Origin of the sequence: Hyphomonas pacifica (genome assembly GCF_000682675.1) — a bacterium.
Lineage (GTDB): Bacteria > Pseudomonadota > Alphaproteobacteria > Caulobacterales > Hyphomonadaceae > Hyphomonas > Hyphomonas pacifica.
Window position 1 is genome coordinate 1 of the sequence record NZ_AWFA01000039.1, and the last position, 21,156, is coordinate 21,156.

The 21,156-nt window shown below is 57.0% G+C and carries 13 protein-coding genes; 8 read left to right on the forward strand and 5 right to left on the reverse strand.

What is annotated here, in order from left to right; translation table 11 throughout:
* On the forward strand, positions 1 to 260 hold a 260-nt coding region (locus HY2_RS12050), incomplete at its 5' end, for a cation:dicarboxylate symporter family transporter (protein WP_034827976.1).
* A 90-nt stretch (positions 261 to 350) separates the two neighbouring features.
* On the opposite strand, the gene HY2_RS12055 is transcribed toward HY2_RS12050, so the two are convergent.
* The 4 genes from HY2_RS12055 to HY2_RS12070 form a co-directional block, all read right to left on the reverse strand.
* Positions 351 to 1,145, reverse strand: a complete 795-nt coding sequence (locus HY2_RS12055) for a hypothetical protein (protein ID WP_146617206.1) — start codon at positions 1,143 to 1,145, stop codon at positions 351 to 353.
* Between the two features lie 138 nt (positions 1,146 to 1,283).
* A complete protein-coding gene (locus HY2_RS12060) occupies positions 1,284 to 3,710 on the reverse strand; it encodes a fimbria/pilus outer membrane usher protein (RefSeq protein ID WP_155836555.1) in 2,427 nt (808 codons plus the stop codon).
* Positions 3,711 to 3,935: 225 nt separating this feature from the next.
* Positions 3,936 to 4,688, reverse strand: a complete 753-nt coding sequence (locus HY2_RS12065) for a fimbrial biogenesis chaperone (RefSeq protein ID WP_034827982.1) — start codon at positions 4,686 to 4,688, stop codon at positions 3,936 to 3,938.
* 85 nt (positions 4,689 to 4,773) lie between these two features.
* A complete protein-coding gene (locus HY2_RS12070) occupies positions 4,774 to 5,292 on the reverse strand; it encodes a hypothetical protein (protein WP_034827983.1) in 519 nt (172 codons plus the stop codon).
* Positions 5,293 to 6,239: 947 nt separating this feature from the next.
* Here HY2_RS12070 and HY2_RS12075 point away from each other — a divergent pair.
* From HY2_RS12075 to HY2_RS12090, 4 genes are all read left to right on the forward strand, one after another.
* A complete protein-coding gene (locus HY2_RS12075; protein WP_034827985.1) occupies positions 6,240 to 6,884 on the forward strand; it encodes an RNA polymerase sigma factor in 645 nt (214 codons plus the stop codon).
* Between the two features lie 2 nt (positions 6,885 to 6,886).
* The gene (locus HY2_RS12080; protein WP_034827987.1) at positions 6,887 to 7,897 is read left to right on the forward strand and encodes a FecR family protein; all 1,011 of its coding nucleotides are present in this window, start codon (positions 6,887 to 6,889) and stop codon (positions 7,895 to 7,897) included.
* Between the two features lie 137 nt (positions 7,898 to 8,034).
* The gene (locus HY2_RS12085; RefSeq protein WP_051594979.1) at positions 8,035 to 10,752 is read left to right on the forward strand and encodes a TonB-dependent siderophore receptor; all 2,718 of its coding nucleotides are present in this window, start codon (positions 8,035 to 8,037) and stop codon (positions 10,750 to 10,752) included.
* A gap of 80 nt (positions 10,753 to 10,832) precedes the next feature.
* Positions 10,833 to 12,548: an alkaline phosphatase D family protein gene (locus HY2_RS12090; RefSeq protein WP_051594980.1), complete on the forward strand. Its 1,716-nt coding sequence runs from the start codon at positions 10,833 to 10,835 to the stop codon at positions 12,546 to 12,548.
* 20 nt (positions 12,549 to 12,568) lie between these two features.
* On the opposite strand, the gene HY2_RS16850 is transcribed toward HY2_RS12090, so the two are convergent.
* A complete protein-coding gene (locus HY2_RS16850) occupies positions 12,569 to 13,408 on the reverse strand; it encodes a GntR family transcriptional regulator (RefSeq protein WP_051594981.1) in 840 nt (279 codons plus the stop codon).
* 211 nt (positions 13,409 to 13,619) lie between these two features.
* Here HY2_RS16850 and HY2_RS12100 point away from each other — a divergent pair, with 211 nt between their 5' ends.
* From HY2_RS12100 to HY2_RS12110, 3 genes are read left to right on the forward strand one after another with little or no spacing between them, the layout of a single operon-like run.
* On the forward strand, positions 13,620 to 15,335 hold the full coding sequence (locus tag HY2_RS12100; protein ID WP_034827989.1) for an AMP-binding protein: 1,716 nt from the start codon (positions 13,620 to 13,622) through the stop codon (positions 15,333 to 15,335).
* Between the two features lie 57 nt (positions 15,336 to 15,392).
* Positions 15,393 to 17,807 (forward strand): TonB-dependent receptor, encoded by a 2,415-nt coding sequence (locus HY2_RS12105; protein ID WP_081815046.1) that lies wholly within the window; start codon positions 15,393 to 15,395, stop codon positions 17,805 to 17,807.
* Between the two features lie 30 nt (positions 17,808 to 17,837).
* Complete coding sequence (locus HY2_RS12110; protein WP_034827992.1) at positions 17,838 to 21,128, forward strand: carboxyl transferase domain-containing protein; 3,291 nt, start codon at positions 17,838 to 17,840, stop codon at positions 21,126 to 21,128.
* Positions 21,129 to 21,156 lie beyond the last annotated feature (28 nt).

Here is a 21,156-nt window from a genome sequence, read left to right on the forward strand (position 1 = left end):
CTCTGGACCACTTTACTGGGGGCAGACCAGCTTCGGTGCCGTCTGCCTCCCTGTTTCTTCTGGCGGCCGTGCTTGAGACAATTGGTATGAGTCCGGAACAGACGGCTCTGGTGGTTGGATTTATTCTGCCGTTTGACCGCATTCTCGACATGACCCGCACCGTAGTGAACATCACCGGCGATCTCAGCGTGGCGACTGTGGTAGCGAAATGGGAGAACGAGATAGACGAAAAAGTCTTTCGCGCTGCACCGACAGAATAGAAACCATCTGATATCTAGTATGCATGTTCACTTCGACTATGTGGATTGTCGCCAGACTAAAGATCAAGCGAATTCCCCTTAATTAAAATATCAGTCAGCCGAAATTACCAAGGTCAGGCGGTCTGAATAATGCCCCGCCAATCCTGTCTCCGTATTCCCGGTAATGAGCAGATCCATGCGGTGGTGGGAATTGGTTACCGCAGAGAGCAAGACGTCATTGGGGGGCGAGCCTTCAAGGGAGACAACGTTGCCGTCCAGAAAGACATCATAATCTATACTGCTTTGGGTAAACTCATGGCGTAGGACTCCGCGATTGTCTGAAACCATCTTGATGGAATAGCCGGTATTGGCCGTAACGGAAAAGTCGAGGCTACTCTTCTGCCCTTGCCTGAGCGTACCGAAATCGAGAGTCTGCGATTTTTGGTGCGCCACCGGGTCTGTCCCGAATGAGGCGTCGATGCGAGGTAAAACATCGACAACCAGCTCCATATATTGCCGGTCTGCAAGCTCACCAACTGAGCTCGCATCCGAATATAGGCTGACTTCGAGCCGCGCTGTATAACGTCCTGCCAGAGTCTTCTGCCTGGATGGGATTTGAACTTCAAATGGCACCGTGCGCTGAAACTGTCCACGTGCAATATTGCCAGACAGCTCGACAATATTGTTGCCTAATGCACCAGAACGCCCTGGTGGGGAGACTTCAAATTCCAGCACTTCCTGGCCGTTATACATGTAAGCCGTTCCGGCACCCCCCTCCGGTTCAATGCGCAGTGTGTAGGGACAGGAGTCACCGGCGTGTTTTATAAGAACTTTAGAAGTTTCCGTATGCTGTCGGTCACTTTCACTATTGTAACCCCGACTGAGTGCGCCGCGATAGACCAACATATCGGGGGGCCTTATTTGGAGTATACAGGGCATGGTGTCCTCCATCTCAGCGCCTGGTCCAGGCAGAAGACTTTCCCTGGCATTGGATGCTCCAGGCAACAATAGAAGGCTAAGGAGGCAAAGTGACCGGAACATCCGTCAGGCTCCATCTGGGTCCATCACGCGCACAGTGACGCGATAGGGAGTATCAGGTTTCTCAGGGCTTATTTTTACGGGATCTGGCAGGCGAATGACGCCAATATCCCCATCCGGTACTTCAAAGCTGGCCGTGGCGCCTTCCGGAGAGTCAAATTGCAATTTTATGGTTTCGCCATGCTTCAGGCCATCAATGTAAAACCGTCCGCCCCCATTGGTAAACATGCGGTGGCGTTCACCATCGCTTGTCACAGCATACCCGGCAGCGAAAGGCACCGGCTTGCCAGATGTGTCGACCAGCACGGACATGACGGCCACATTGCGGTCATCGCCCAATTTGACGAGATAACCGGCCCTGTAGCCCGGTAAGAAGCTGAGGGCTTGTCCGCCGAGAGATGTTCCGGCTGGCGCGTCCGGCGCTTCCACTTCAATCGTGCGGACATAATAGGCATTCAGGTCTGGCACCACGGCGGGGCCAAGGCTTGAAGAATGAGCAGAATAGGAAGGCTTCATTTCAAATATGTTACGCCGCGGATCAACCGCAATCGCCACATCCTTCACGGCTTCATTCTTTGAGAAAATGACGAAGCTATCATAGACCGGACGCGAAAGGGCGAAGGCTCCATCTGCAAAGACCAAAGCTGACCCGATAGACGCCTCTGTTATGTTCTCGCTGCCGAAACTATCAAATTGCGTAGCCGCCGTCAGGCGTTGCTCGGCGCGGGCTTCAAACCGGTTACCGATATAGGAAGCGCCAGCCCGTACGTCATCAATATTGGATTGGCGGGCGTAGGTAGCATCCCAGCCAAAGCTGCCGACATTTCGGTCCATACGGGAAGAATAGGAGGCGCGTGTCGAGGATGAGCGCGTATCGTGAGAAGCTTGCGCATATCCGGGCCCTAGCCGCATGCTGAAGGAAATACCGGCCGACACTTCGGCCTCTTCGCCAGGCGCGGTCGTATAGCGCACAAGGGAGCCGAGCGTTCCATAGCGTGTTCTCCATGTCAGGTTGGCTGAGTGCGATTGCTCGAAATCATCCATATTATGCCGCTGCCTGAGCCCCGCCGTCAGTTGCACCCGCATTGTGTCCGAAAAATTGCGAGAGACTCTGGCCGTCAAGTCATATTTGATATTGCTGGTTCCTGAGCCGAGCGCTGTATAAAGTTTGCTTTGATAACGGGCCTGCACATCTAAGCGCAACTGTCGTTGTCTGTCTGTGTCGTTCCAGCGATAGAGCCCGGTGATGGCGCTGCCGGTTCCTTCATTCCTATCGCTAAAACCAGCCAGAAACCCGAGCGTTCCGACACCCGATGTATAGAATGCGTCACCGCCCACATTTATCAGGTCTGTGTCAGCTTGCAGATTGACGCCGGCCGTAAATTCATCTGTCCAGCCTTTGCGATAAAAGGCGCTGATGGCCGGGTTGTCAAAATCATACTCCCGAACACCATCCTCAATGCGCGATGTCGGCCCTATGCTGACGGCGAAGTCACTGAGACCCTTCTTGAGCAGGCTAAAATCATAGAATGCTGAAAAAACAACGCGGTCTGTGTCGCCGCTATCATACTGGATTTCCAGCGTGATGTCGTTTCCGGCCGCGCTTTGCAAGGGCAGGTCAGTCAGGTTGTAGCGGCCTGGCAGCAGACGGATCTCGCGAATGAACTGGCCATTGATATAGACCATGACTTGTGCCGCGCGTTGCAACTCGAATTGCTGAGAGGGGTTTGTACGGTATTCTTCATACGGCTGAAGACTGAAATTCCGAAAGCCGGCGAGCCCCAGCAAGCTGGGGTTTCCTTGTAAAGCGCTGGTCGGGACAGAAAGGTCACCTGCTTCCAGGCGGGTGCGCCGGTCGACAAGATCCTTTGTCAGTCTCGTGTCGTTCAGGGCGAGTTCTTCGTCTGCCGCATCACTATAGCGGACACCAGTTTCCAGGACGATATTGGAGAAATTGAGCGCTGTTTGCACGTTCACTTGGGTGGCGGCAAAGCCGGTGTCCAGATAGTCGCTATTATGAATATAGCGCGTGCCAGAAGCCAGGTTTACAATGGCGCTGGTTTTTGCCTGCTTTTCCGTATTCAGCTGTAGTGCAGCGCGTATGCGGGGCTGAATGGGCAGCGGGATGACTGAGCGAAACTCAACCGGAATGTCCACGACAAGAATGAGATTGCTGTTGTCAAACTCCGTGGGCATACCAAGAGCGGTAAGGTCAGCCGCCTTGACGACGTCCTTCTGGGAAACGGATTCCAGAAGTTCTGCTTGTTTTTCTTCCATCAGGAAAGGCAGAAGCAGATCAACAATTTCCTTGCGGTCGATAAGCGTTTCGCCGGACCCCATACTGGGGGTGATCACCACATCGCCCTGATTGATCCCGGATATGATCACGGGATAGGGCAGGGAGATTGCCTCTTTTGGGGCTTTGCCAAACAAGGCACCGTAAATTTCGTCAATGGACGCGTCTTTATTGACCCTCGGCGTAGCCTGAGCAGTCCCTTGATCTGCGTGAGCCTTCGGCTTGTAGAGATGCAGGCCCGCCAGCATAGTCGAGGAGGCAAGAAAGGTCCGTAGCAGTCTGTCGGTTACCCGATTTGCAGGAAACGGCCTTTTCGGCTTTCGGCCAGAATATGGAGCGGGCCGCCCTGACACAACAACCCTCTAATTCTTGTAGAAGTCAGTGGAAATGGATGCGCTAATAGGGCCGTGGGGAAGGGACTCAGGCCACGGGATATCTAAAACGGCCTGTGTGCCCGCAATGATGTTGCGATTGTTAATGTTGGAAACAGCCTCACCCGACAAGGTTACGGACTGGCTGGCAGACTGAACCGTCACTTCCGCATTTTGCAAAATAGCGCGCCGCTGGCCTGTGTTTTTGATCGTCACGCGTATTACTTGTTCTCCGGACTCGGTCTTGGCCGCTTCGGCATGGGTGATCTCTACGGCGGGCTTGCCGCTGGCTGGCACCACATACAGGGCCGCCTCATAGCGGATGCCCATGCTGATGTCGGCAACCCGCTTATCTCCCACCTCTCCACGGGAATAAGGGATAGGCAGCTGTTCCACGATTAGGCGATAGGAAAGTTCTATTTCCGGGTTGGGATCCCCGATCCATTGTGCACGAATGGATTGGCTTTGCCCTGGCGAAAGCACCAGTTGCGGTGGAGTAATGATAAAGTCATCATATTCCGGTTCACGGGTCTCTTCACCTGTCTCGTCAGCTGAGCGGCGATAGACTTCGATTTGCAGGGCAACGGGAACATCTTGTGTGTTTCTGACCACGAATGTTCGTGAGGCTCCTGACCCATTGGGCGTAAATTGCGCAACAATCGGTGCGAATTCATATGCGCTCGCTGTGGGGGGCAGAGTTGCCACGATGGAAGCGATCAGCATAAGGATAAATTGTTTCAGCATCTTTTACTCCACTACATCCCCAGCAGAAAAGCCAAGACCAGGCGACACCATCGAGGATGCCGCCTGGTTGGAGGAAGAAAGCGAACTAATAGTTTGCTGCCAGCGTGATGGTCAGCGTGTCGCTGTACGTACCGGCCACGGCATATTCATTCAGGGAATCAAAGGACAGGTCCAGATTGCCTGTGCGCGTGCCGCCATTGACCAGAATGTTCTGCCAGTCATTATTCGTCACGATCACTTGGGGGGTGCCGTTCATGTCGGCAGAATTGGTGGTCGTTGGCGAAAAGATGCCGAGGCCCAGGAAGCTGGCTTCGATGTCATAGTCGATATTGACTGCGCCGCCGCTCTCTTGGTGAGACATGCCGCCATTAGTGGAGGTCAGAGACACCGTGTAGGGAGAGTTACAGGAGTAGAGGATCGAAAGGGATCCCTGATTGCCTGTTTCCAGCATATCAACGTCGAAATTTGCAGTGCCTTCTGGCACCAGTTCGCAATTGCTTTCGACTTCACCGCTGAGGTTGATGACCAGTTCTTCTGAGTCCTGGGCGGCTGCAACACCGCAAAGCGCGGCAGCTGCCGCAATAGCTGTAAGTGTACGCTTCATTGTGGTACCCTCTTGCTTCCGGACATGGGTGCAAGCCATAGCCGGAGTGTTCTGCCAGGCCCCTAATGGCATGGCAGGGTCTCCCATGAGAATGGGATGAGAATGGCGATAATCCGCCACTCGGTCACGGGGCATAGGTGTCCCGTGGCCACACTCGCAAGGCTTCTCGCGGAGTGATCTTTTGTTTTAAAGAATATGAAAAATGTCGTCCCCTGAGGTTTTTCTTACCTCACATTATTTCTGTCCCCTTTGTTCAACCTATACTTTTGACTTCGTGTCGATGTTCGCTTCTGCCAAGGCTTGGCTCAGGCCATAGGTTGGCCGGGAAGTGAGCCCTATATCGAAATGTCAGTTCTACGTGACAGGAAAAAAGTTCCACGTTTGCGATTATTAATCAATAGTAAATTTTTGGATATTTGTCTCACCACAGAATAAAAAAACAACTCAGGGGGGAGTTGTCTGGTGAGGAGTATGCAGATGCTGACCCGTCATGAAACTGATCGTTGCTTGTGACCTTCAAAGTGCTTGGTTACTGTTGTGAGCCCCATTTACACTGGCCATTCTGAGAGTAATCTCTCGTACTGTAGCGTGTACTGCGAAGGGGGAATCTTGAGATAAGTTTAGACGTGGTTTGCCCGAATGGTCGTGCCAGGAGCGTTTTTACAACCTCAGGCGAGATGAGGTTGAAAATCAAAATTCTCGTTTTGCGGGAATTTTATATTGTGCGAGGCAAAAAAGATTTTGTGTCTGTCTTTTCGAGCGTCCCCGTAGGTCTCGAGGTCACAGCCAGAGGGCATGCTCTGTCGTCTGGCACGAAGATCCAGCGTACATTCTTGCGTAGTAAAATCTGATGAAAAATGAATATTCATCCGGGTTGTGGCATATATAAAGCTGCCGCAGCAGTTGCAGTGTTGACCCGGCAACGGCCATAGCCAATAGGCGGCGGCATGAATGCAGACCAGGTCGACACCGGCAGTGTAAAAGTCGTTCGGCGTACCCGAAAGGGTGTGTCGAAGCGGCGTCTTCCATCAGAGGCTCGATGCAATCTGCATCTGCATGCCGCCACAATCGTCACGCTGGAGTTCCAGAAGCTCTTCTCCCAGCATAAGGCCAGTCTCAAAATCGCGCTTTGCCGACGTTTCGGAGATCCTCCGCCTGATCCGGATGACGCTATTCAAAGCGCCATTCTGAAATTCATGGAGCTGAAGCAGCGGGACAAGGTTCAAAATGTAGGGGCCTTTCTGTACGCCATGGCCCGCAACAGCATGCTGGATGAATTGCGGCGCATGAAGGTACGTGCGCTACACAAGGGACAGGTTCAGCGCGAAGCGGATGACACAGAGAGCATAGACGCGCGCACACCGGAGACCGTCTTGCTGGACCAGGAACGGTTCACCGTATTGGATGCAGCCATTCAATCCCTTCCGGAGGATGCCCGTAAATTGCTGGTACTCAGCCGAATTGAAAATCTCTCTTATTCGCAAATTTCCAGTCAGACAGGGCTGTCGCGCGCCTACATCAGCCGCAGCATACAAAAATCAATGAAGGTATTGCTGGAATACCTCAAAAAGAACGGGGTGGAAGACGCTTGACGATGTCGGCAACAGTGGAGACGCAAGCCCGGAAATGGTTGGACCTTCGCATCAGCGGAGACATGAATGACGAGCAGCGCATATGTTTCCAGAACTGGATGGAGCAATCCGAGGCGCACAAGCTGGCCTACACTCAGCTGGCGCGCCTGTGGGGGGATTTGTCATGGAGTGAGGCCCTGAATGCAGACGCCCTTGCCCCTTCGCCTCGTGAGGGCGTCCGTAGGCGGTCTTTAGGCGCATTTGTCAGCGGCCCTCGCGCAGCGCTCCTGAGCGGGACACTTGCGGCATGTGCCGGGCTTGCCATCTTCCTGTCAGGGCAGCAAATGCAGGGCAGCTCCGAACTTGTCATGGCGAGTTCGGCCGCGCCTGCGACCATTTATGAAACCGGTATTGCAGAAGTTCGTCAGGTCATTCTGGCTGATGGGTCTGAGGTTACGTTGGCCGGGAAGTCAAAACTCTCGGTCTCATTTGCAGAGGGGCGCCGCCAAGCAAAACTTCTTGCCGGTGATGGTTATTTCAAGATTTCCCATGATGCCAACCGCCCGTTCTCGGTGGATGCCGGGCATGTTGTGACGCGTGTCTTGGGCACACAGTTTGAGATCAATACCCGGCCTGCGCATGTCGAAGTCAGCGTTGTTGAAGGCGCTGTGGAGGTAAGCCCTGTTTCCGGGGAGCAGAAAGCAAACTTGACCGTTGGACAGCGAGCATCTGTAGACCGCAACGGGCAGATCATCACAAGCCAGTTCAGTCCGGCGCAGGCGGCCAGCTGGCGTCAGCAAAGACTCATTTTTGTGAACACCCCCCTGCAGGAGCTGGTGGACGAAGTGAATCAATATTACCCACAGGGTGTCTATCTGGGGTCTACGGACATTTATGAGGCCGAGGTGACAACCTCTTTCCGCATAGATCAGATTGAAACCGCCATGTCAGGTATCGCCCTTGGGTTGGATCTTGACCTTATACGTACATCTGCAGATGAGCTGGTCTTGCGGGCGCGTTCCGGCCAGAAATAAGAAGTTTTCATGAAATCGGCATGATCCGTGAAATGGGTGTCATGTCTCGCACGTCATAGGGCCATGAAGCGGTTGGACGAGGGGTTCGGACCGCAGCATGCCTGCCTCCCAGGCTCGCCTATGACTTGGATAGAAACATGAAATCGAAATCTCTTGAACTCCGGTGCCTGTTGCTGGGGACTGTCGCCAGCCTGGTCTTGGCCAGTCCGGCTTTGGCCGAGGAGGCGGTCTCGCAACAGTCCGACATCCGCATTCAGTCACAGTCTCTTGAAACGGCCATCAATGACCTGTCGGCGCAGACCGGTATTGTCATCGTGGTGCCGGCGGCTCTGACCTATGGAATTCGCAGCGGCACGGTCACGGGCACCATGACGCCGCTGGAAGCGCTGTCACAACTTCTGCAGGGCACGCAGTTGACCTATAGCGTGAACCCGCAGGGCGCTGTCGTCGTCTCACGCGTGCAATCGCGTCTGCCATCTGGCGGATCTGTCGGGATTGAAGGGGGGGACGACAGCGATGTTGCCGTGCTCGGCACAGTGACTGTGACGGGAACCAAGCTTGACCCTTTGAACCAGCTCCAGAAGGGCGCGACGGACTCTCTGACCGGTCTGTCCCTGTCTCTTCTGGAGACGCCGCGCTCGGCGAGCCGCGTGAGCGACATCACAATTGAACGCTACGGCATGGAAGATGTGGATGATCTTCTGTCGGCCGTGCCAGGTACATTCACTGCCAGCTTCTTTGGTGTTCCGGGAAACCTAAATGTACGCGGCACACTCGCCGATACATATTTTCAGGGCTTCAAGCGTATCGAGAACCGCGGCAGCTATTCTTCAAACCTTGCTGCTGCATCCTATGTTGAAGTGCTGCGCGGTCCGGCTTCGCCCATTTACGGTCCGGGCAAGGTTGGCGGGCTGCTGAACTTCATCCCCAAGACTGCGCGCGGCGATGGGCAGGACTATGTGGATTCGATTGGCGGCTCTCTGACGGCAACAGCTGGCTCTTATGACAAATCCGTTGTCACGGGAGAGCTTTATATTCCGGCTGGCCGCGGCGGTGTGGCCCTGTTCGGAGAGTATGAAGACTCCGGCTCCTACTACAATAACATAAACCCGCAGCACACAAACCTTCAGGCAACTTATGTCGGAGAGTTGACCGACAAATGGTCTGTCGAGCTGAACGCCATGTACTTCAAGGAGTCGGGCCGCATTCAGACCCCCGGCTGGAACCGCGTCACACAAGACCTGATCGACAACGGCACCTATATCACTGGTTGGGATACCGATATCCAGGACACCAATGGTGACGGGTATCTAAACTATGAAGAGATTGATGATGTCGTCGGCAATAATTATGGCACATCGAATTTGCGCCAGATTGCTGAATATTACGGCTCCAGCCTGCCTGAATTCGCCCTCGACCAGGGTGTCGGCACGACCAAGCTGGATGGAAGCCGCGTCCTCGCCGCCAAAGGGGACTATAACGACACGAACACCTTCACCGCCTATGCCGGGCTGGAGCGCACAGTCGGGGAAACTGGCAAGCTGCGCTTCCAGGCCTTCATGGACAAGATGGATAATGAGAAGTTCAACAGCTTCGGCTTTGCCGCAGACTATGAGGCCCAGGCCGAGGAAGTCCGTGCCAGCTATGGTTTCAAGCATGACTTCGGAAGCTATCTGACAACGGATAATGTTATTGGTATTGGCTATCGCCACCATGATGCCAAGCAGTATGAGACCTTCCTGTCGGGCTATATTGCCTCTGACCGCCGGGATCTGTCCGTCGGGGCACAGGCAAATGACCGCATCATGGCCATTCGGTTCGATGCCGATGGAAAGCCCTTGTGGGATTCCCGATACGATATGGAATGGTCGGCCAAGTCGGTCTTTGCCGTGTCAGACATGAAACTTTATGATCGCCTGGCCCTGCTGTTTGGCTGGCGATATGACTATTATGATGCCAAGGCCATCAATACCGGCGAGACGGTCTTCGGTATTGCGGACAAATGGGTGGAAGACAGTGACGGCGCACAAAGCTGGTCTGCGTCCCTGCGCTATGAGACGGCTTTTGGTCTCACGCCCTACATCACCTATGCCGACTCCCGCTCTCTGGAATCTACCCAGACCGGAGGAATCAGTACCGGGACGATCAATGCCAACCTCTTCATCTCTCCCTCAGAGCTGAAAGAGGCGGGCGTCAAATTCTCTGTGCTGAATGGTAATTTGTTTGGGGGTCTATCCTATTATGACCAGTATCGCCGCCAGGCGGACATGCTGGGCAATGTAGATGGCACGACGGCCAAGGGCGTTGAGCTTGAGGTCCACTGGCTGGCAACCGACAACCTCTCCTTTGAAGGTTCTGCCACTAGTCAGGAAACCAAGGTCGATGCGCCGGGGGCAGGCAAGGGTGAATACCTGCAGGTTCGGCCAGACCAGTTTGGCGTGGACAATGTGCTCGGCTATGGCGGTACGTTTGCCTTTAACAATGCCGGCTATCAGCCGGAACTGGCAGACGGCTATACGCTGCGAACCATTCCGGACACGGTGTTCAGTGTCCACGGGACTTACACGACAGATGTCTTCTCCGTTCAGAACTATCGCGCGCAGGCGGGCGTTACGCTTGGGGCGACCTCTGTGTCCGAAACCGGCGGTGTCTTCCCGAATGACATCGTGCTGCCCTCCTACACACTGGCGAATGGTGCTGCCTTCATGGAGGTAGGTGACTTCATGCTCTCGGTGAATGTGGATAACATTTTTGACGAGCGCTACTTCACGCCATCGGCTGAAGTTTACAAGGAAGTTGCGGTCATGCCGGGCCTGCCGCGCACTTACAGAGTGACCCTCAAATATCAGTTCTGATCTCTTCCTCTCTCCCATGGCCGGGCAGGTGCCCGGCCATGGGGTTCCCTGTCTGATCCCTTACGCTGAAGGAGCGTGCCATGGATGAAAAGCTGTCCTCGAACCGTATGACCGGATTAACCCGTCGCGATGCCTTGCGCCGCATATCGGGTGCCACAGGCCTTGCTGCCCTCGCAGGATGCCAGACGCCGGGCTCAGCTGACTCCGGCACTGCGACCCGGGACGCGAAATTCGGCTGGGGTGTTGCCAGTGGTGATCCAACCCGCACGGCTGTTGTTATCTGGACGCGCGCCGTGCCAGTACAAGGGGCAGCCGCAATAGAGGTGGCATATCAGGTGTCAGATACAGCGGGTTTTGAGCGCGTTCTTCAATCAGGCACGGCCCGCACCTCCGCCCAGCGGGACTATACGATCAAAGTAGATGTCCAGGGCCTGAAGCCAGGCCAAGTCTATTATTACCGTTTCCGCGCAGGCAAAACCCATTCGTCCATTGGGCGCATGAAAACTCTGCCAGCGGACAACACGCGCTCTGTCAATCTGGCGCTGGCCTCATGTGCGAACTATCCATCAGGCTTTTACAATGCTTATCGCGAGATTTCCAGAATTGAGAATCTGGATGCCGTTATCCATGTGGGGGATTATATTTATGAACATGCGGCTGGGGAGTATGATGGCGCTGTGGGCGAGCGTATTGGCCGGGTGCATCTTCCCGTCAATGAAATCGTGACACTTCAGGATTACCGTACCAGGCTTGCGCAGTATCGTGAGGATGAAGACCTTCAGGCCGCCCACGCCCATGCACCTTTCATCACCGTCTGGGATGATCATGAAACCGCCAATAATAGCTGGCAGGAGGGGGCCTCTGGTCATGATCCGAAAACGGAGGGGCCATGGCAGGCGAGGCGAGATGCTGCGCTGCAGGCCTATTTTGAATGGCTACCAATGCGAGACCCTCAACCGGATGCGCCGCGAGAGCGCCTGAACCGCGTATATGATTTCGGCAGCATCGCCTCTCTCATCGTCATTGAAACCCGGCTGACAGGGCGTGACCAGCAGGTGTCCTATGACGACATGCCCCTCAAGGCAGACGGCACACCGGATGTTGCCGCTTTTGAGCGGGGCATTCTCAATGATTCTTCCCGCTCCATGATGGGCAAGCCGCAGGAGGCCTGGTTCGCTGACGCGCTGAAAGCCTCTCGCCGACGGGGGATGCAGTGGCAGGTTATCGCAAATCAGACCGTTATGGCAGGCATGCGCACGCCAGACTTCAAGACTATTCTGCCTCAGGAGATTGTTGAGCCGGCCATGCAGCGGGGCGGCTATGTGGCAGGCTGGCTGGAGCGCAGCTCCCTCGGCTTGCCGGCGGGGCTCGATTCCTGGGATGGGTATCCGGCGGCCCGCAAGCGCTTCTATGATGCCGCTCTGCAGGCCGAGGCCAATCTGGTCGTGCTGTCCGGCGACAGCCACATGTTCTGGGCCAATGAACTCCACTATCCGGAAGACGGCCGTCCTGTCGGGCTTGAGTTTGCAACAGGTAGCATCACTTCACCGGGCGGTTATGGATACATCAATGATACGTCTGAGTATTATGACACTGTGGAGGCGGCTGTCGTTGCCAAGAATGAGGACGTCAAATATGCCAATGTCCGCGACCATGGTTTCGTGCACCTCATTCTGGATGCTGATACGGTTCGTGCACGGTACATGAAGGTCAGTACCATTGTGGATCGGGAATATGAGGCGAGTTGCTTTCTGGACGTGATCGCTGCGCCAAACGGACCGTTCAGCAAAGCCTGAACCTGCCTTGGCATACTGTTTTATTCCGGAGTATTGCGAGAGGGCGGCGGGTCAGCCTGAGTGAGCCGACTGACCTGTTCTTCCAACGTGCGCAGTCTTTCCTCAAAGCCCTCTTCCACCAGTTTTTCCGCATTCGAAGCGTCGAATGAAACAATACGCGTCTTGTCGATTGCTTGTTTGCGCCGCATGCCGATCTCTCGCAGCACGGCGTCTCGGTGGCTCTGATGGAACAGGCGGATGTTCCGCTCTGCGGCGTCGGCATTGCCATTGGCGATATGGTCCCAGATGGTCTGGATCATCCCCGCTATCTCTTTCTGGCGTTCCAGCGTCAGGTGATCGCATGGGGTTTCCCACATGGCCTCCCATGACGCCTCGTTCAGCAGGGTGGAGGTCATCTCGCGGACGGTTCGATTGTTGCTGGCGGTGATCATCAACGCGAAGAACCGGCCTAGCGCGGTGGCGAACTCTCGCGGTGGCGTAAAGCCCGCTTCGACCAGAGCGGCCACATGCTTCTGCCGCTCGCCAATTTCGTGGATGATATCCGGGCGCGCCTGCTGTATGACATAGCGGCTCGCCAGACCGATCAGAGTTGCCGTGACGGCGAAATTGTCTGCGATGATCTCCAGCGGAATACCCACCACAACCGCGCCGCGATTAGGTTGCATTTGCACCAGATTGCGTTTCTCCAGCTGTCGCAAGGCGTCGCGTACAGAACCGCGGCTGGCGTCAAAACGCTTGGCCAGTTTCACCTCGACCAACCGCTCGCCGGGCCGCAGCCTTTCGGCGGCAATGTCAGAGGTTAGCGCCTTTGCGATGGCCTCTGGCACAGAGGGCGCGAGAGTCGATGTGGAAGGCTTCATGGGGTCCCCCGATTGTCTTCTTGTGCTGGCATCATCAGGCACCGCATCCTGTATTGTTGGACAATATAGGTCTGTTCTGTGTTATCAAGCGCAAATCCGGTAAATTTTCCTGACATTTATGATTTGAGCAATTGACAATTGCCTGTGAGAGGCGACGATTGTCCATCAAAAAAAGAGTCTTTGTTCATCAAAGATATAAAAGGGAGGCTCCATGAGCGCGTCGGTTCAGTCCAGTTGCGAGGCTTATCTCGCTGATGTACAGCAACGCATTCGGGCATCCTGGCCAGAAGGGATGCCTAGAGAACCGGTTTATCCATTCGGTCAGACTTCGGTGCCCGGCTATCTGCGTGCCTGGGCAGAGCAGAAGGGCGATGCCGTTGCGATAGACTTCTATGGCTACCAGCTCAGCTGGCACCAGCTTAACCAGCTCTCTGACGCCTTCGCTTCCTATCTGTATGCTGAAGGCATTCGTCCCGGCGATCGTGTAGCCGTCTTCCTGCCGAACTGTCCGCAATTTTCCATCGCCTTTTTCGGCATCCTGAAGAGTGGCGCTATCCTGACACCTGTGAACCCGATGGTGCAGGACAGGGAACTCGTCCATTATCTGCACGATTCCGGGTCACGCCTTGTGGTCACGCTGGACAAGCTGGCCCCGCTCGTTGCGGCGGTGGATACCGATAATACGATCAAGACCCTATGCACCACCCTCGCTGACTTCCTCCCCGGCGAGCCCCCCATACCGGTCCCGGCTGGTGCACTCGACCCGCGGGTCGAGGTGCCGGGAACCTCCCTGTTCTCTGACGCGCTGGATACGCCGGTCAATCCGGACGCACTGGCCGAGATCACGTGGGACCAGATTGCCGCCATCAACTATACCGGCGGCACGACCGGCCTGCCAAAGGGCTGCCTGCATACACATGGCGACATGATCTATACCGGTGCGTGCGCGGCGACCTTCTGTCTGCCAGCCGGGCCGGACGATGTGATCCTTTCCTACCTGCCACAATTCTGGATCGCGGGCGAAGTGGCGGGTATCCTGCTGCCAGTCGTCTCCGGGTGCCAACTCGTGCTGTTCAATCGCTGGGATGCAGGCGCCGTGATGGCCGCCATTGAGCGCAGCGGCGTGACTGGCATGGGCACGATCACAGATGGCGCGGTCGAGATCATGGAGCATCCGGACTTGGCCAGGCATGACCTGACCTCGCTGAAAGATACGGTCGTTACCTCATTCGTGAAGATTCTGAACCCGGACTATCGCAAGCGCTGGAAAGAGCTAACCGGCGCAGTGCTACGCGAATCCTCCTTCGGCATGACCGAGACCAACACGCTGGACACATTCACGACAGGCCTGCAGGAGAACGACAAGGACATTACCGGAGAGCCGCTTTATGTCGGCCTGCCATGTCCCGGCGCGGAGTTCATCATCGTTGATCCTGACACGGGCCTGCCGATGCCATTTGGAGAGCCGGGTGAGATACTGATCCGTACGCCTTCCCTGATGAAGGGCTATTGGGGCGGTCTTAGCGGCGAAGAGAAAAATCCGATCAAGGATGGCTGGTTCCACACAGGTGATACCGGCGTCATTGATGAAGATGGCATCATCTATTTCCGCGGGCGCCGCAAAGAGATGCTCAAAGTCAACGGTATGAGCGTATTCCCGACCGAGCTGGAAATCTCGATCAGCCGTCACCCATCCGTTGCATTGTGCGGCGTTGTTGGCCGTCCGGATCAGCGCAAGGGCCAGGTGCCGGTCGCCTTTGTGCAGCTGGAAGAAGAGGCCATCGGCAAGGAAACGACGGACAATATCCACGCCTGGTGCAAGGAGAATATGGCTGTCTACAAGGTTCCGGAAGTTCGGTTCATCGACAAGATGCCGCTGACCGACACAGGAAAAGTGAAACGGAATGCTCTGCTGAGCGAACTGTAAAACCCAGAAAATCAATCGACAAATTGGCGCAATAAAAGACGCCATGGAGGGAGTGCTATGAGAGTATTATTGACGAGTGTATGCGCTGTTGCGCTGATGACGCCGGTGGCCATGGCCCAGCAGCAGGGTGACGAGACAGTTGTGCAGGCGGACGACGCTGCGACGACGGATGATGACACCAGTGCCCGCCGCCTCGGCGCTGTCACTGTGACGGCCACGCGCCGGACACAGGACATTCTGGATGTTCCGGTTGCTGTTTCCAATATCGGCGCAGAGCAGATGGAGCGCTCCGGTATTTCCGATGTGAAACAGCTGACCAGCATCGCGCCCAGCCTCGACATCACCAACACGATTGGTGAATCCTATGGCGCCGTGATCCGTGTACGTGGTATTGGCACAAGCGGTTCCAACCCCGGTCTTGAATCCGCGACCGGCGTCTATGTGGACGGCGTCTACAGAAGCCGTTCGAACCTCGCCCTGAACGACATGCCGGGCGTTGAGCGCGTCGAGCTGCTGCGCGGCCCTCAAGGTACGCTGTTCGGGAAGAACACAACAGCAGGCGTCCTGAACGTTGTCACGGCCAAGCCGTCTGACGAGTTTGAGGGCAGCGCCGCTGTCACCGTGGGTAATCTGGGGCTTAAGCGCTTCGACGCCACCATCGAAGGCCCGCTTGCCGACAATCTGGGCGCGCGCCTGGACATTATGACGATGGACCGCGATGGTTATACCGAGAGCGAATTCACCGGTCAGGAATATGGCGGACGCGAGCGCTTTCAGGCCCGCGGCCAGCTCTATTGGGAACCGACCGATACGGTCGATGTGCGCGTCATCGCGGACTATACCGACAAGAGCGAAGATGGCAGCAATTTCCTGATCTATCGCAGCATCACGCCTACCGCCGAGGCCCTGCTGGGCCAGTTCGGCCCGGTGCCGACCGCGCAGGACGAAATCAGCGATTACTACACGACGCCTACGGATGGCCGGAACTGGGGCCAGACCGTTCTCGACCGGGGTATCTCGGCTGAAGTGAACTGGGATGTGGGCCCCGGCACACTGACCTCCATCACCGCCTGGCGCAAATTCGATGCAGACCGCCAGTTCGACCCGGATGCCGGCCCGGTGGACCTGCTCTATGATGACCGCGATGGCGAAGTATTTGAAAGCTTCAGCCAGGAGCTGCGCTATCAGGGTGTGTCGGGGGGGCTCGACTATCTGTTCGGTGTCTTCTACGCCAATGACAAGATCGAAAGCCGCGACAGCTACAGCTTCGGAGCGGATCTTGAGCAGTGGCTGGGTCTGCTTGTCGGCTCTGACACACTGTTCTCAACCGTCACGGGCTTGCCGGCTGGCAGTGTCTTCCCGGAAGGCGGCGGTGCCTATGACGTGTTCAAGCAGGAAGGCGACAGCGTCGCGTTGTTCACGCATAACACCTATCAGTTGACGGATAAAATCTCCATCACAGGGGGGCTGCGCTACACGATTGATGACAAGTCTCTGGATGCAAACCTGACGTCAAACAACCCGGCCTGTGAGGCGGCGATTGCCTCTGGTGGCGAGGGACTGACAACCACACCTGCGGGCTTGCGCGGTCTGGTCTGTATTCCAAACTTCGATACACGCCGCGATGGCCGCTACACGGACAGCCGCTCGGAAGAGGAATTCTCCGGCGTGCTGTCGGCGCTCTATCGCATCAATGGTGATCTCAGCACTTATGCGTCCTACAGCCGTGGCTACAAATCCGGCGGCTATCAGTTTGACCGGGGCGGCCTGACCATTCCGAACCCGGACGGCGCCCAGCTGGAGTTTGAACCGGAATTCGCCGACGCCTACGAACTGGGCCTGAAAGGCGTGTTCATGGACGGCCTGGTGCGGGCAAACCTGGCCCTGTTCTACACGGAACTGACCGATTACCAGTTCAGCTATGTGCAGGCAGCGGCCAGCGGGGAAACCCAGCGCGTTGTGGCAAACTTGCCCCAGCTGACCAGCCAAGGCGTGGAACTGGAAACCGTGTTCCACCCAACTGAAGAACTGTCTGTAAACTTCGCCGCGACCTATCAGGATGCGGATTTTGGCGACAGCGACTTCCCGGCGTCACTTTCCTATCTGGAAGACCGCGGCAATTTCAACGCGCCGAAATGGACGTTGGTCAGTTCCGCCAACTATGACCGGGATATTCCAGGGACGTCTCTGCGCACCTTTGCCTATCTCGATGCGCGCTGGCAGTCGAAATCCAATGTCAGCTTCTCAGCCTCAGTCGGCCCGAACCATGAGCAGGATGCTTATGCCACGCTCAACGGCCGGATCGGCCTTGGCAAGCAATCTGATCTGTGGACCATTGAGGTCTGGGGCCGCAACCTGACGGACGAAAATGCCTGGGCCATGACTGGTGCGGGTACGCTGCAGCCAGGCACGGTGCAGGGTTATGGCATTGAGCCGCGCACCTATGGGGCGACCCTACGGGTTAAGTGGTAACCGGCTTGACCGGGGCTTGAGGAGGCAGACATGTTCAAGAAGATCCTGATCGCCAATCGGGGGGAGGTCGCTGTGCGCGTCGCGCGTGCAGCTGCCGAACTCGGCGTGCTGACCGTAACCGTCTACTCCGTAGACGATGCAGCATCCGCTCATGTGGCAGCGGGTGACACAGCGGTTGCACTGGGCGGGGCAGGACCGTCTGCCTATCTTGATGCCGATAACATATTGGCCATCGCGGCAGAGCAGGGGTGTGATGCCATCCATCCCGGCTATGGCTTTCTCAGTGAGAATGCCAGCTTTGCCGCAGGCTGCAAGGCTGCCGGGATCTGCTTTATCGGCCCCAATCTGAAGGCATTGAACGTCTTTGGGGACAAGGGGCAGGCCCGGAAGATTGCGCTGAAATGTGACGTGCCAGTTCCTCAGGGAACGGATGGGGCAGTCACGCTGGAACAGGCGAAGGTCTTCTTCAAATCCCTTGGGAAGAATGCTGCCGTCATGGTCAAATCCATTGCGGGTGGCGGCGGCCGGGGCATGCGCCCGGCCCAGTCCCTGGAAGAACTGGAACAGGCCTTTGGGGTTTGCCGCGCCGAGGCAGAACTGGCCTTCGGCTCCGGGGATCTCTATCTGGAACAATTGGTGCAGCGCGCGCGCCATATCGAGGTTCAGATCGTTGGCGACACGCATGGCCATGTCGTGGCACTGGGAGATCGAGATTGCAGTGCACAGCGCCTCCGCCAGAAACTGATCGAAATTGCGCCGGCGCCAGACCTGCCGGATGACATTCGCGCTGCCATGCATGAGGCTTCTGTACGTCTCGCCAAAGAGGCCGGATACGACAATGTTGGCACGGTGGAGTTCCTCTACAATCTGGATGAAACAGACCTGAGCCGCGCCGTGTTGTTCATGGAGGCCAATCCACGCCTGCAGGTCGAACATACGATTACGGAAGAAACAACGGGTGTTGATCTCGTTCAGGCGCAGATCCTGCTCGCCTCCGGTGGTACGCTGAAGGAGGCAGGCTGCAGCCCGGCGCCGGAGACCAAGGGCGCCGCCATTCAGATCCGCATCAATGCAGAGACGACCGCGCCGGACGGGCAGGTGCGCCCCTCTGGTGGTACACTCAACAGCTTCTATCCGCCGGGCGGCACAGGCGTGCGCGTAGACACGTTTGCCTATCCGGGCATGATGCTGAGCCCGGCCTTCGATTCCCTCCTCGCCAAGCTGATTGTGCGCGGGCAGGACATGAACATCGCGGGCCGCCGGGCGCAGCGCGCTCTGAAGGAATTCGGCATCTCCGGCGTGCCCACCAACAAGGTGGACATGCTGGCGCTGCTGGAACAGCCTGAACTGCTGTCTGGCCAGCTCGACACCCAGTTCGTGGAACGCGAGCGCGAGAGACTGAGCGCTGCCGCGGACCGTCTTGCCGAGACGGCTGAGTCGTCTCCTGTCGTGGCCGATGCTGCGGACGGTGCGAGAGAGACCGCGCGGACGGCGCCTGCGGGGCAGGTGTCGGTGCTTGCGCCGCTGTCCGGCCTTGTGGTTCGCGTGGATGTGACCGAGGGCGACGAAGTGTGGCCGGGCAAGCCGGTCGCTCTGGTCGAGGCCATGAAAATGCAGCACGTCGTCGAGGCGAGCGAGAGCGGCATTGTGCGTGAGATCCTGCTGGAGGCGGGCGCGGTGCTGTCCGAAGGCCTGCCGATCCTGTTTGTGGAGCCAGCCGAGGTGGAGGTTGATGCCGCCGCGGCCGATGCGGAGATCGACCCGGATCATATCCGTGAAGACTTGGCCCATGTACAGGAGCGGATCGGTATGACGCTGGATGCGGCGCGCCCGGAGGCTGTGCAGAAGCGCCATAAGACCGGCATGCGCACGGCGCGGGAAAATCTGGATGATCTGTTCGACGCGGACACGTTCCATGAATATGGGGGCCTGGCTATTGCCGCGCAGCGCCGCCGCCGCAGCCTGGAAGACCTGATGAAGAACACGCCCGCCGACGGCCTGATCGGCGGTGTGGGCGAGGTGAACAACCATCTGTTTGGCTCTGAGCTGACGCGCTGTATGGGCATCTCCTATGACTATACCGTGCTGGCCGGTACGCAGGGCTATCTGAACCACAAGAAGACCGACCGCCTGATCGAGCTGGCGCATGATCAGGATCTGCCGATTGTTCTGTTCGCGGAAGGTGGCGGCGGACGGCCGGGTGATGTTGACGCGGTGACGGCCTCTGGCCTGGATGTGTCGACCTTCCGCAACTTCGCAGCGCTGAGTGGCAGCCAGCCGCGCATCGGCATTGCGGCCGGGCGCTGCTTTGCTGGCAATGCGGTTCTGTTTGGCTGCTGCGATATCACCATTGCGACGCAGAATTCCAATATCGGCCTTGGCGGCCCGGCGATGATTGAGGGCGGGGGGCTTGGCAGCTTCAAGCCGGAAGACATCGGCCCGATTGACGTGCAGAGCGTCAATGGCGTCGTCGATCTGGCGGTTGAGGACGAGGCCGAAGCGGTCGCCAAGACGCGGCAGATCCTCGGCTACTTCCAGGGCAATGTGCCGGACTGGAAAGCGCCGGACCAGCGCCTGCTGCGCCATGCCATCCCGGAAGACCGTCTGCGTGTCTATGACATCCGCAAGGTGATTGATCTGTTGGCGGATGAAGGCTCTGTCGTTGAGCTGCGCCGCGAGTTTGGCGTCGGCATCGTGACGGCATTTGCCCGCATCGAAGGCCGGGCCGTGGGACTGATGGCGAATGATCCGAAATGGCTGGGCGGCGCGATCGACTCCGAAGCCGCTGACAAGGCCGCGCACTTCATGCAGCTGTGCGATGCGTACAATCTGCCAATTGTTTCCTTGTGTGACACGCCAGGCTTTATGGTTGGGCCGGATTCGGAGAAGACGGCTTCAGTGCGCCATGGCGCGCGGATGTTCATCGTGTCTGCGGCGCTCAGCGTGCCAGTCTATACGGTGGTGCTGCGCAAGGGCTATGGCCTCGGTGCGCAAGCCATGGCCTCGGGTGGCTTCCACAGTACGGCGATGACGATCAGCTGGCCGAGTGGCGAGTTTGGCGGGATGGGCCTGGAAGGCGCCGTGAAGCTGGCCTATCGCAAGGAACTGGAAGCCATCGAAGATCCGGTGAAGCGCGAAGAGAAATACGCCCAGAAGGTGGCTCAGCTATATGAGGTGGGGCGGGCAACAGCAGTGGCGCAGTATCTGGAGATCGATGCAGTGATTGACCCGGCCGATACAAGGGCCTGGCTGATGCGTGGCCTCAAGATGCGCCCGCCGGAGCGCAAGAGAAACGGGCGGCGCTATATTGATACCTGGTAGGGTTCCAGCTGCACATGCGACGCCCGTG